The organism is Actinacidiphila polyblastidii (genome assembly GCF_036353415.1).
Classification (GTDB): Bacteria; Actinomycetota; Actinomycetes; order Streptomycetales; family Streptomycetaceae; genus Actinacidiphila; species Actinacidiphila polyblastidii.
On sequence record NZ_JAZEWV010000016.1, the window covers coordinates 16,725 to 29,111 of the forward strand.

The following is a 12,387-nucleotide window of genomic DNA, read 5'->3' on the forward strand; positions in this document are numbered from 1 at the left end:
GCCACGGCGGGCTGACAGACTGGGCCCCATGCGAATCGTGGTTCTGGCCGGAGGTATCGGAGGAGCGCGCTTCCTGCGCGGCCTCAAGGCAGCGGCGCCGGAGGCGGACATCACCGTCGTCGGCAACACCGGAGACGACATCCATCTGTTCGGGCTGAAGGTGTGTCCCGACCTCGACACCGTGATGTACACGCTCGGCGGCGGCATCCACGAGGAGCAGGGCTGGGGGCGCGCGGACGAGTCGTTCGCGGTCAAGGACGAGTTGGCCGCCTACGGGGTCGGCCCCGAGTGGTTCGGCCTCGGCGACCGCGACTTCGCCACCCACATCGTCCGTACCCAGATGCTCGGCGCGGGCTATCCGCTGAGCGCGGTCACCGAGGCGCTGTGCGCGCGCTGGAAGCCGGGGGTGCGGCTGATCCCGATGTCCGACGACCGGGTCGAGACGCACGTGCTGGTCGAGGTCGACGGCGAGCGCAAGGCCGTGCACTTCCAGGAGTACTGGGTGCGGATGCGCGCCGCGGTCACCGCGCACGCCGTGGTCGCGGTCGGCGCGGAGGCGTCCAAGCCGGCCCCCGGCGTGCTGGAGGCGATCGCCGCGGCCGACGTGATCCTCTTCCCGCCGTCCAACCCGGTGGTCAGCATCGGCACCATCCTGGCGGTGCCCGGCGTCCGCGAGGCCATCGCCGAGGCCGGCGTCCCGGTGGTGGGACTGTCCCCCATCGTCGGCGACGCCCCGGTGCGCGGCATGGCCGACAAGGTGCTCGCCGCGGTCGGCGTGGAGTCGACGGCCGCCGCGGTCGCCGCGCACTACGGCTCGGGACTGCTGGACGGCTGGCTGGTCGACACGGTGGACGCCGGCGCGGTGGACACCGTCGAAGGGGCGGGCATCCGCTGCCGCGCGGTCCCGCTGATGATGGACGGCGTCGAGGCGACCGCGCAGATGGCCCGCGAGGCGCTGGCCCTCGCCGAGGAGGTGCGGGTATGACCGCGGACACCGGCGCGCCGGCGGGCTCCCCCGCCCCCGCCGCCCGCTACGAGGTCTTCGGCGTGCCCGGCATCGGCGAGGTGCGGCCCGGCGCCGACCTGGCCGGGCTGATCGCCGCGACCGGGACAGCACTCGCCGACGGCGACGTGCTGCTGGTCACCTCCAAGATCGTCAGCAAGGCCGAGGGCCGGATCGTGCGGGCGGACGACCGCGAGGCGGCGATCGACGCGGAGTCGGTGCGCCTGGTGGCCCGCCGCGGCCTGACCCGCATCGTGGAGACCCGGCACGGGTTCGTCATGGCCGCGGCCGGCGTCGACGCCTCCAACACCCCCGCGGGCACCGTGCTGCTGCTGCCCGAGGACCCCGACGCCTCCGCCCGCCGCATACGCGAGGGACTCCTGGAGTCCCTGGGCGTCCGCGTCGGCGTGCTGGTCACCGACACCTTCGGCCGGCCCTGGCGCGACGGCCTCACCGACGTGGCGATCGGCGCCTCCGGAGTCCGGGTGCTGGACGACTTCCGCGGCGGCCAGGACACCCATGGCAACCCGCTCAACGCCACCGTCACCGCCACCGCCGACGAACTCGCCGCCGCGGGCGACCTGGTGAAGGGCAAGGTCTCCGGCGTGCCGGTGGCCGTCGTACGCGGCCTGCCCGCGGTGGTCGACCCCGAACCCGGCGAGGACGACCCGGGGGTGCGCCCGCTGCTGCGCCGCGCCGCCGACGACATGTTCCGGCTCGGCACCTCGGAGGCGGTGCGCGAGGCCGTCTCGCTGCGGCGCACCGTGCGGGAGTTCACCGACGAGCCGGTCGACCCGGAGGCGGTGCGCCGCGCCGTCGCGCTCGCCGTCACCGCGCCCGCGCCGCACCACACCACGCCGTGGCGGTTCGTGCTGCTGGAGACCGAACAGGCCAGGAAGCAGCTGCTCGACACCATGCGCGACGCCTGGGCGGCGGACCTGCGCGCGGACGGCTTCTCCGAGGAGAGCATCGCCAAGCGGCTGCGCCGCGGCGACGTCCTGCGGCGGGCGCCGTACCTGGTGGTGCCCTGCCTGGTCGCCGAGGGCGCGCACGCCTACCCGGACCCGCGGCGGGCCGCGGCGGAACGCGAGATGTTCGTGGTGGCCGCGGGCGCCGGCGTGCAGAACCTCCTGGTCGCGCTGGCCGGCGAGCAGTTGGGCTCGGCCTGGGTGTCGTCCACGATGTTCTGCCGCGACGAGGTCCGCGAGGCGCTGGCCCTGCCGGCCGGCTGGGACCCGATGGGCGCGGTCGCCGTCGGCCGGCCCGCCGCCGCCCCGCCGGCCCGGCCGGCCCGCGACGGCGCCGCGTTCATCGCGGTCCGCTGACCCCGGCGCGCCGGGCCGCGGTCACGACCAGCGGCCCGGCGGGTTCGGCGCGAGCCGCGGCGCGCGGCGCGGCGGCCCGGAGGCGCCGAGCAGGATGAGCCGGGCGGCGCGGTGCCGCTGCCCGGCGTACGGCTCCAGCAGCCGCAGCATCGTCTCGTCGTCGGTGCGCTGCGCGCCGGTCAGCGCGTAGCCGATGTGGTGCGACAGGTGCAGGTCGCCGACGCTCACGAAGTCCGTCGCGCCGTGGCTGCGCTGCAGCGTCTCGGCCGCCGTCCACGGGCCGATGCCCGGCACCGTCTGCAGCCCGGCCGACGCCTGCGCCGCGTCCCGCGCCGCCAGCGCGTCCAGCCGCGGGCCGAGCCGCACCGCGCGCATCACGGTGGACGCGCGCTTGTCGTCCACGCCCGCGCAGTGCCAGTCCCAGGACGGCACCCTCGCCCAGCCCCGCGCGTCCGGCATCACCCGCATCCGGTCGGCCGGCGCCGGCCCCGGCGCCCGCTCCCCGTGCTGGAGCAGCAGCAGCTTCCACGCCCGGTACGCCTCGGCGGTGGTGACCTTCTGCTCCAGGATCGACGGGATCAGCGCCTCCAGCACCAGGCCGGTACGGGTCAGCCGCAGCCCGGGGTGCCGCCGGTGCGACCGGTGCACCACCTTGTGCCGCGGCACGAACTCCGCGCCCTCGTCGAGGCCGCCGAGCAGCCCCGGCATCGCCGCCAGCATCCACTGCGCGCCCGGCCCCCACGCGTGCCCCTCCAGCGCGGCCGCGCTGCCCGTGATCCGCAGCGTGGCCGGCCCCTCCGGCGTACGGCTGGCCCGCCACACCGCGCCGTCGGGCGTGATCCGGAACGCCGGATCACCGCCGCCCCGCCGCAGCGGGGAAACGGTCAGCCGAACGTCGAGCGGCCCGTCCGGCGCCCACGCGCGCGTCTGCGCGGCGGGAGCGCCCCCGACACGGCTCGCGGGGATCAAAGACACCCGCCGAGGGTACCCGGGGGCGGGGCGGGGTGCGCCCGTCTCTGCCCCTGCCGGGGCCGCCGGTCCGGGATGTCTCCTCGGCCCACCACCCCTCCCCCCGTCCCACGACCACCCCGCCGCACACCCGACCCCGTACACCCCGGTCGTACAGCGGGCCGGAGCAGAAGCCCGGTCGACCGCCCGCACGAGCACAGCCAGGCACAACCCGCGGCCGAAGGCCGCACCGCGCCCTCAGCCCGCGCCCTCAGCCCGCGTCCGAGGAGAAGCGGATCGAGCCCGGCTCGATCCGCGCCCCGCACCACACCCGCACCCCGTCCAGCAACTCGTTGTCCGCCCCGACCTCCGCGCCGTCCCCCACCACGACCCCGTCGAGCACCGTCCGCGCCCCGATCCTCGCCCCCGCCCCGATCAGCGAGTTCCTGATCACCGCGCCCTCGGCGACCGCCGCCCCCGCCAGCACCGCGCTGCCGTCGAGCCGCGCCCCCGGCCCGACCACCGCGCCGGCGGCCACCGACGTGCCGCCGAAGAGCTTCGCGTCCTCCGCCACGTCCGCGCCCGGCAGGACCAGCCGCTCGCCGCAGCGTCCCGGCACCGCGGGCGAGGGGGCGCGGCCCAGCACGAGGTCCGCGGAGCCGCGGACGAACGCCTGGGGGGTGCCGAGGTCCAGCCAGTACGTGGAGTCGACCATGCCCTGGAGGTGCGCGCCGTCGGCGAGCAGCCCGGGGAAGGTCTCGCGCTCGACGGACACCGGCCGCCCCGCCGGGATCGCGTCGATGGCCGACCGGGTGAAGACGTACGCGCCCGCGTTGATCTGGTCGGTGACGATCTGCTCGGGTGTCTGCGGCTTCTCCAGGAACGCGGTGACCCGCCCGTCCGGGTCGGTGGGCACGAGCCCGAACGCGCGGGGGTCGGGGACCTTCGTCAGGTGCAGGGAGACGTCCGCGCCGGTACGGCGGTGCGTGGCGACCAGCGCGGGGATGTCGAGCCCGGTGAGGATGTCGCCGTTGAAGACGAGCACCGGGTCGCCCGGCGCGGAGTGCAGCCGGGCGGCGACGTTGCGGATCGCGCCGCCGGTGCCGAGCGGTTCGGTCTCGGTGACGTACTCCAGGTGCAGCCCGAGCGCGGAGCCGTCGCCGAAGTGGGGTTCGAAGACCTCGGCGAGATAGGACGTGGCGAGCACGATGTGCTCGATGCCGGCGGCGCGGGCGCGGGCCAGCTGGTGGGTCAGGAAGGGGACGCCGGCCGCCGGGACCATCGGCTTGGGGGTGTGGACGGTGAGCGGCCGCAGCCGGGTGCCCTTGCCGCCGACGAGCAGCACGGCCTCGGTCGCGCGGGTGTGCCGCGGCGCGGGGCCGGTGCCGGGCGCGGGGACGCTGCGGGCGGCTCGGGCGCCGTGGGGCACGGCTGCGTCGTCCGTCACGGTCGTGGTCTCGGAGTGTGCTCGCATGGGCATGATGGTGACATAAGCCGTAAAGCCGATGAATCAGCACCTGATGAGACGTCGGATGCGCCGCACCGAGCGGACCCGCACGGCGTACCGGGCGGTCGCGCGGACCCTATCGCAGCGGCGGGAGCCGCCCGGCCCCGGCCGCGCCCGATCATGCCAGGTAGCCTGGCCCGCGTGACAGCCACCGTCCAGACCCCCGCAGGATTGCTCACCCAGGCCCTGAGCGGCGACCCCGGCCGCCCGCTGATCACCTTCTACGACGACGGGACCGGCGAGCGCGTCGAGTTGTCGGTGGCGACCTTCGCCAACTGGGTGGCCAAGACCTCGAACCTGTTGCAGGGCGACCTCGGCGCGCAGCCCGGCGACCGGCTCGCGCTGCTGCTGCCCGCGCACTGGCAGAGCGCGGTGTGGCTGCTCGCCGCCTTCTCCACCGGCGTGGTCGCGGTCCCCGGCGGCGACCCGGCCGGCGCGGACCTCGTGGTGACCGGACCGGACACGCTGGAGGCCGCGCGGGCCTGCCGCGGCGAGCGGATGGCGCTGGCGCTGCGACCGCTGGGCGGCCGCTTCCCGCAGGCCCCGGTGGGCTTCGCGGACTACGCGGTCGAGGTGCCGTCGCAGGGCGACCGCTTCGCGCCCTACGCGCCGCTCGGCCCGGACGCGCCGGCGCTGGAACTGCCCGGCGAGGGCGTGCTGTCCGGCGCCGACGTGGTCGCCAGGGCCGGGGCGCAGGCCGCCGCGCTCGGACTGACCCGCGGCTCGCGGCTGCTGTCCGGGCTCTCCTACGACGACTGGCCGGGGCTCGCCGCCGGGCTGCTCGCCCCACTGGCCGCGGACGCGTCGGTGGTGCTGTGCCGCCACCTGGACCGGCTGCCGGAGGAGCGGCTGGCGCAGCGCAAGGACGCGGAGCGCGTCACGCACGTCGCGTAGCCCGACGGCCGCCGACCTCGACCACCGTGTGGCGGACGGGGCCACTGTGACGCCTGCGACCAGGCGGGCTTCCCGTTGGCCGCATGCCGGCCGTCTTGGCCGATGAACGGGTCGCGCAGGCAACCAACCTCGGGGCTGGACTGTCTGAACGAGTGCCGGACGGGCATTCGAATCCGAGAGCCGGCGACCCGGCAACCGGCGACCTACCGAGGACGGCCACCGACGTGACCACGCCAGCAGACCCCGACGAGGGCGACAGCGCGCCCGAGCACATACCCGCGGCGCCGGAGCCGGAGAAGCCGGCGGCGCCCACCCCCGCGCCGGCGCCGGAACGGACGCCGGAATCCGCACCGGAACCGGCACCCGAGCCCGCGCCCGAGCCCGAGCCCGCGTCCGCGGCGGCGTCCGCGCCCACCCCGGGCCCGGACGCCGCCCCGGACGCCGCCTCGGACTCCGCTCCGGCCCCGGCCGCGGCCCCCGCGCCCACCGCGGTTCCGGCCCCCCGGCGGCGACGGCCCTGGATGCGCCTGCTGGCGGCCGGCACCGCGCTCCTCGTGCTCGCGCTGGCCGGCGGCACCTGGTACCTCTACCGGCACCTGAACGCCAACATCACCACGGACAACGTCACCGAGACGGAGTTGAAGGCGCAGGAGGCGCAGCGCCCGACCGCGGAACCGACGCAGGCCGAGAACATCCTGCTGATCGGCTCGGACAACCGCGGCAACGGCAACGGGAAGTACGGCGAGGACACCGGCACCCAGCGCTCGGACACCGCGATCCTGCTGCACCTGTCCGCCGACCGCAGCAACGCGACGGCGATGAGCATCCCCCGCGACCTCATGACCCAAGTCCCGGAGTGCACCAAGCCGGACGGCAGCAAGGTCAGCCCGAGGTTCGAGCAGTTCAACTGGGCGTTCCAGGCGGGCGGCGCTGCCTGCACGATCCGCGCGGTCGAGCAGATGACCGGCATCCGCGTCGACCACCACCTGACCGTGGACTTCAACGGCTTCAAGAACATGGTCGACGCGGTCGACGGCGTCGAGGTGTGCCTGGCCGCCCCCGTGCACGACCACGACGCGCACCTCGACCTCCCCGCGGGACGGCAGAAGCTCGACGGCGAGCAGGCGCTGGGCTTCGTCCGCGCCCGGCACGGGCTGGGCGACGGAAGCGACACCGGACGGATCGGCCGCCAGCAGGACTTCCTCGCCTCGCTGGTCACGAAGGTGCAGAGCAACGGGGTGCTGCTCAACCCGGTCAAGCTCTACCCGCTGCTGAACTCGGCCACCAAGTCGCTGACCGCCGACCCCGGGCTGGACTCCCTCAGCGAGCTGTACAAGCTGGCGCAGAGCCTGCAGAAGGTGCCGTCCGGCGCGATCCACTTCCTCACCGTGCCGCAGGAGCAGTACGTCGAGGACCACAACCGCGACCAGCTCGTCCAGCCGGACGCCGACCGGCTGTTCGCGGCGGTACGTGCCGACCGGCCGGTCACCGTCTCAGACGGTACGGGCTCCGGCGGCACGGCGACCCCCACCGGGTCGCCCACCGGGTCACCCGTCGGCGCCGGAACCCCCACCGCCTCGCCGACCTTCCAGGGCACCACCGCCGATCGTGACATCTGCGGCAAAGATCGATGAAAACCTGCTGAAAGGGCGGCCCAAACCTCGCGCGAGATCGCCGTTTTTGTCCGGTTGTAGGGGCACAGGATTTGTCACGGCCGGATATCGGCGCTGAACTGGACGGCTAGTGTGAGCGATCCGGCCGATCCCGGAGGAGGACCTGAGGGACCGTGGACACGCAAGGCCGTAGGAACATCGACCCCGCGGACCAGTGGGTCCTCGACCCCGCCACGGGCACCTACCAGCTGCGGCTGGACCCGGACGCGGCCGGACAGGACGCCGCGGCGCAGGCGCCCGGTGTCCCGGCGCAGGCGCGCGGCGGCGACGCCCCCGCCGGGAGCGCCCGGACGCCCGGTGACACGGTGCCCGCGGCCAGGACCGCGCCGCCCTCCCCGCACGGCGGCCGGCGCGCAACACGCACCGCGGCCGCGGCCGGCGCGACCGGCGCCGCGGGACCGGGCGGGCCGCGCAGCCGGCGCAGGGCCAAGCCGAAGACGTCCCGCAGGAAGAAGGCGCTGGCCTGGACCGGCGGCGCCGTCGGCTTCGTCGTGGTCGTCACCGCGGTGGGCGGCTACCTGGTCTACGAGCACTTCAACAACAACATCACGACGGTCGACGTCGGCGACGCTGGCAGCAAGAGCGTCACGCACGACGGCCCGATGAACATCCTGGTGATCGGCACCGACAGCCGTGAGGGCCTGGGCAACAAGTACGGCGACGCCGGCAGCGTGGGCCACGCCGACACCACGATCCTCTTCCATGTCTCCGGCGACCGCTCCAACGCGACCGCGCTGAGCATCCCCCGCGACATCGTGACGGCCATCCCGGACTGCCCGACGAAGCAGAAGGACGGCTCGACGAAGGTCGTTCCCGGCACTCCGGTGCAGGCGACCTCGCCGAAGTTCAACGAGAGCCTGGGGCAGGACGGCCGTGACCCGGGCTGCACGATGCGCCTGGTCAGCCAGATGACCGGGCTGAAGATCGACCACTTCATGATGGTCGACTTCGAGGCGGTGAAGACCCTGTCGACCGCGGTCGGCGGCGTCGACGTGTGCCTGTCCCGGCCGCTGGTCGACCCCAAGTCACATCTCGACCTGGGCGCGGGCCCGCACAAGCTGGAGGGCGAGCAGGCCCTGGAGTTCGTGCGCACCCGGCACGCGCTGCAGAACCAGAGCGACCTGGACCGGATCAAGCTGCAGCAGAACTTCCTCAGCGCGATGATCCGCAAGATGAAGTCCGGCGACACCCTGAGCAACCCCAAGAAGCTCTTCACGCTGGCGAACGCCGCCACCAAGGCGCTCACCGTGGACAGCGCGATCGGCAGCGTGAGCAAGCTCAGCAGCCTGGCGGGCGACCTGAGCAAGGTGAACACCAAGAACATCACGTTCACCACGCTCCCGGTGCTCGACAACCCCCACGAGAAGATCCACGCCACGGTCGTCGTCGACCAGACCAGGGCCCCGGCGCTGCTGACGATGATCAAGGACGACATCTCGCTGACGAAGACCAGGAAGACCCCCGCCACCCCCGACCCGCGGCTGTCGGGCCCCAAGGCCACACCGCACGACACCCGGGTCAACGTCCGCAACGGCAGCGGGATCTTCGGCGCCGCCCAGGACACCGTCAACTGGCTGCAGAACGACGAGGGCGTCAACCGCTCGGCGAACATCGGCAACGCGCCCGGAAACGTGGCCAGGACGACGCTGGAGTACGCGCCGAACCAGGCCGACCAGGCGCGCTCGCTGGCCGCGATGATGGGACTGCCCGCCTCCGCGCTGCACGAGGGCACGGTGAACGCGAAGCCGCTGGCGTACATGACGCTCACCCTCGGCAAGGACTTCACTGCGCCGGGCACCCCGATCGGCCCGCCCACCAGCCTGCCGACCACCATCCAGAAGACCGAGGCGGACAGCGCCGCCTGCGTGGGCTGACCCGCCCCGCGGAGAAGCGGAGTCGCGGAACGTGCAACTCCGTGACCTGTACAGCCGTCTGATACAGGGATGGCTGCGACGGACAGCCCAGGGGAAGGGCTGAACGCCCGCAGCAGGGGAGGACCACGCATGCGCGACGGCACGCCGGGGAGCGACGGATACGGACCGGGGGGATACGGTCCGGCCGGCGCGGCCCCGGGCGGCGTACGCTCCGGAGGGCTCGACTGGGACCAGGTCCCGGGGCCCTACCGGGACGACGCCGGGACGTACGCCCCGCCGGAACCCGGCATACCCGGGCCGCGCGCCCCGGAGCCCGAGGCCGGGCCGGCCGGCGTCGGCGCGGGCGGGCAGGGCGGCGGCGCGGGCGGGCAGGGCGGCGGCGGGCACCGCAGGGGCGGGCGGCGCCGGGTCAGGAGCCGCAGGCGCAGGGTCCTCAAGTGGATCGCGATCGCCGCCTCGCTGGCGGTGCTGGGCAGCGCGGGCGCGGCGTACGGCTACTACGAGTACCTGTCCGGCAAGATCCGCAAGGGGCAGCGCGTCAGCGGGCAGACCAGCGTGGCCAAGCCGAAGGCCAACGCCGACGGCACCAGCGCGATGAACATCCTGATCCTCGGCTCGGACAGCCGCGACAGCGCGGAGGACGCCGAACTCGGCGGCGCCAAGGACGCGACCGGCGAGCGCGCCGACGTGATCATGATCGCCCACCTGTCGGCGGACCGCACCAACATGTCGGTGGTCAGCATCCCGCGCGACACCCGGGTGCACATCCCGCCCTGCACCGATCCGAAGACCGGTCACCTGTGGCCGGCGACCGAGGACATCATCAACGCCTCGCTGGGGCGCGGGGGCGCCGGTTGCACCCTGGCGACCGTGCAGAACCTCACCAAGGTCTACATCGACCACTGGATGCAGATCGACTTCGCCGGCGTGGTGCAGATGGCCCAGGTCGTCGGCGGCGTCGACGTGTGCGTGAAACAGCCCGTGCAGGACCACCCGACGGCCAGCGCGCCCGGCTCCTCGCACCTGCTGCTGAAGAAGGCGGGCCGGCAGACCATCACCGACCCGAAGATGGCGCTGGCCTGGCTGCGCGCCCGGCACCCCTTCATGGACGACGCGGGCCGCGCCGAGGCCCAGCACATGTACATGAGCTCGCTGATCCGCAAGCTGCGCAGCCAGAACCTCTTCACCAGCCCGAGCCGGCTGAACCACATCGCCACCACCGCGATGTCCGCGTTCAAGGTGTCCGAGGAGATCGGCACCCCGAAGAAGCTGTACGACCTCGGCATGCAGCTCAAGACGGTGCCGCCCCAGCGCATCACCATGCTGACGATGCCTCACGACGCGGACCCGCTGGCGCCCGCGGCGCACTACGTGCCGTCGCGGGACGCCGACACCGTCTGGTCGCTGGTGCGCAACGACACGGCGATGGACGCCAACGGCAAGGCGGCGGTGCCCGGCGCGCCGTCCGCCAAGCCGACGCAGACGACGCCGGCGGGACCGGCCGCCGCGGCGCCCTCGACGCTGCGCGTCACCGTCGTCAACGGCACGGCGGGCGGCGCGGGCCGCACTCCGGTGCCGCTCCGGGCGAAGGCCGTCGCCACCGCGCTGAACACCGCGGGCTTCACCCTGGCCGCCGCCAGCCAGCAGGCCGACCCGAGCCCGGCGACCACCCTGCTCTACCCGGCGAGCGCCGGCGCGCAGGGCGCCTCGGACGCGCTGTCGGTCGCCAAGGTCTTCAAGATCCCGGCGGCGGACGTCAAGCCGTCGACGTCCGTGCAGCAGCTCACCCTGACCGTGGGCTCCGACTGGCGGACCGGCCTGGACTTCAGCAGGACCGCGCCCAAGGCGGGTTCGGTGCCGACCAGCGCGCAGGCGCTGAACGGCGCGGACGACACCACGTGCATGCCGGTGTACTGGCCTTACGTCTACCACGGCAGCTGAACGGAACCCGGACCCGGCGCAATCGCCGGGTCCGGGTCAGGGAGCGTGCTCGGTGGCCATGCCGCGTGCTGGGGCGCTATGCGTCGGCGCGGGCCGTCTCCGCCGCGGCGGTCACCGCGGGACGGCGGCTGGCGATCACCCGACGGGCCAGCGAGCGGGGACTGGTGACGAAGCCGTAGCCCCAGCACATGTGCATCGTCGCCAGCGCCAGCGGGATGCGGACGCGGGCCGCCGCCGACAGCCCGCGGCCGGCCGGCAGCGAGCCGGCCGTGATGCCGGCGAGGTAGGCGGCCGGCACCAGCAGCGCCCACGGGGTGACGGCCGCGCCGACCACCACGCCCGCCAGGTTCGCGACCAGGGCGGCCGGGGCGGCGAGGTAGCGCAGGTTCACCGAGCCCCGGTGGTAGCGGGTGACGACGCGGCGCCAGCGGCCGTAGTCCTTGTACTGCTTGGCGAGCGTGCGCACGCTCGGGCGCGGGCGGTAGGAGACCCGCAACTCGGGCGAGAAGAAGATCAGATGACCGGCCTCGCGGATGCGGTAGTTCAGCTCCCAGTCCTGGGCGCGGATGAACTCCACGTTGTAGCCGCCCTGCTGCTCCAGCACCTCGCGGCGGAAGACGCCGAGGTAGACGGTGTCGGCGGGGGCGGCGGCGCCACCGGTGTGGAAGGCCGCGTTGCCGACGCCGATCTTCGCGGTCATCGCGGCCGCGACGGCCTCCTCCCAGGCGTTCTCGCCCTCGGCGTGCATGATGCCGCCGACGTTGGCCGCGCCCGTCTCGTCCAGCAGCCGCACCGCGGTGGCGATGTAGTCGGGCGAGAGCATGCCGTGGCCGTCGACCCGCACCACGACCGGGTGACGGGACGCCTTGATCGCGGCGTTGAGGGCGGCCGGGGTGCGGCCGGTGGGATTGGGCACGGTGTGGACGCGGGAGTCCTCGGCGACCAGCTCGGCCGCGATCGCGTCGGTACGGTCCCCGGACGGGCCGAGCGCGATGACGACTTCGAGGTCGCCCGGGTAGTCCTGTTCCAGGATGTGCCGGACGGCGTTGCGCAGGTGGCGCTCCTCGTTGAGCACCGGCATGATCACGGAGACGGCCGGGAGCGCGGGGTTCGAGCGGTGAGTGGCGGCGTTCATCACGGGAAACGTTACCGCTATCGGGGGACACCAGCGTGTGGGGTCATAACTGACAGTCCTATTTGTCCCTAGGCTGAACGGATTCTG

The 12,387-nt window shown here is 74.1% G+C and carries 9 protein-coding genes; 6 read left to right on the forward strand and 3 right to left on the reverse strand.

Annotation, left to right across the window (positions count from 1 at the left end; translation table 11 throughout):
* Positions 1 to 28 precede the first annotated feature (28 nt).
* Together cofD and V2S66_RS19965 are read left to right on the forward strand one after the other, a co-directional pair.
* The gene (gene cofD, locus V2S66_RS19960) at positions 29 to 985 is read left to right on the forward strand and encodes a 2-phospho-L-lactate transferase (protein WP_330797243.1); all 957 of its coding nucleotides are present in this window, start codon (positions 29 to 31) and stop codon (positions 983 to 985) included.
* On the forward strand, positions 982 to 2,328 hold the full coding sequence (locus V2S66_RS19965; protein ID WP_330797244.1) for a coenzyme F420-0:L-glutamate ligase: 1,347 nt from the start codon (positions 982 to 984) through the stop codon (positions 2,326 to 2,328). Before cofD ends, V2S66_RS19965 begins: the two co-directional genes overlap by 4 nt.
* A gap of 21 nt (positions 2,329 to 2,349) precedes the next feature.
* Here the strand turns inward: V2S66_RS19965 and V2S66_RS19970 are convergent, their stop codons facing one another.
* Together V2S66_RS19970 and manB are read right to left on the reverse strand one after the other, a co-directional pair.
* Positions 2,350 to 3,303 carry a DNA-3-methyladenine glycosylase family protein gene (locus V2S66_RS19970; RefSeq protein ID WP_330797245.1) on the reverse strand — a complete coding sequence of 318 codons (954 nt, stop codon included), beginning with the start codon at positions 3,301 to 3,303 and terminating at the stop codon, positions 2,350 to 2,352.
* Between the two features lie 244 nt (positions 3,304 to 3,547).
* Positions 3,548 to 4,750 (reverse strand): mannose-1-phosphate guanylyltransferase, encoded by a 1,203-nt coding sequence (manB, locus tag V2S66_RS19975; RefSeq protein ID WP_330797246.1) that lies wholly within the window; start codon positions 4,748 to 4,750, stop codon positions 3,548 to 3,550.
* A 153-nt stretch (positions 4,751 to 4,903) separates the two neighbouring features.
* On the opposite strand from manB, the gene V2S66_RS19980 reads away from it, so the two are divergent.
* The 4 genes from V2S66_RS19980 to V2S66_RS19995 all read left to right on the forward strand — a co-directional run bounded on the left by V2S66_RS19980 (position 4,904) and on the right by V2S66_RS19995 (position 11,165).
* On the forward strand, positions 4,904 to 5,677 hold the full coding sequence (locus V2S66_RS19980; protein WP_413966436.1) for a TIGR03089 family protein: 774 nt from the start codon (positions 4,904 to 4,906) through the stop codon (positions 5,675 to 5,677).
* A 224-nt stretch (positions 5,678 to 5,901) separates the two neighbouring features.
* The gene (locus V2S66_RS19985; protein WP_330797248.1) at positions 5,902 to 7,311 is read left to right on the forward strand and encodes an LCP family protein; all 1,410 of its coding nucleotides are present in this window, start codon (positions 5,902 to 5,904) and stop codon (positions 7,309 to 7,311) included.
* A gap of 152 nt (positions 7,312 to 7,463) precedes the next feature.
* Positions 7,464 to 9,224 (forward strand): LCP family protein, encoded by a 1,761-nt coding sequence (locus tag V2S66_RS19990; protein ID WP_330797249.1) that lies wholly within the window; start codon positions 7,464 to 7,466, stop codon positions 9,222 to 9,224.
* Positions 9,225 to 9,353: 129 nt separating this feature from the next.
* Complete coding sequence (locus V2S66_RS19995; protein WP_330797250.1) at positions 9,354 to 11,165, forward strand: LCP family protein; 1,812 nt, start codon at positions 9,354 to 9,356, stop codon at positions 11,163 to 11,165.
* Between the two features lie 76 nt (positions 11,166 to 11,241).
* Here V2S66_RS19995 and V2S66_RS20000 read toward each other — a convergent pair whose 3' ends face one another.
* Positions 11,242 to 12,300 carry a glycosyltransferase family 2 protein gene (locus V2S66_RS20000; RefSeq protein ID WP_330797251.1) on the reverse strand — a complete coding sequence of 353 codons (1,059 nt, stop codon included), beginning with the start codon at positions 12,298 to 12,300 and terminating at the stop codon, positions 11,242 to 11,244.
* Positions 12,301 to 12,387 lie beyond the last annotated feature (87 nt).

Excerpts from the sequence above, each read along its gene's own strand:
- V2S66_RS19995 (WP_330797250.1), top strand. The coding sequence starts at position 9,354 with ATGCGCGACGGCACGCCGGGGAGCGACGGATACGGACCGGGGGGATAC.
- V2S66_RS20000 (WP_330797251.1), bottom strand. The coding sequence starts at position 12,300 with ATGAACGCCGCCACTCACCGCTCGAACCCCGCGCTCCCGGCCGTCTCC.
- V2S66_RS19980 (WP_413966436.1), top strand. The coding sequence starts at position 4,904 with ATGCCAGGTAGCCTGGCCCGCGTGACAGCCACCGTCCAGACCCCCGCA.
- manB (WP_330797246.1), bottom strand. The coding sequence starts at position 4,750 with ATGCGAGCACACTCCGAGACCACGACCGTGACGGACGACGCAGCCGTG.
- V2S66_RS19965 (WP_330797244.1), top strand. The coding sequence starts at position 982 with ATGACCGCGGACACCGGCGCGCCGGCGGGCTCCCCCGCCCCCGCCGCC.
- cofD (WP_330797243.1), top strand. The coding sequence starts at position 29 with ATGCGAATCGTGGTTCTGGCCGGAGGTATCGGAGGAGCGCGCTTCCTG.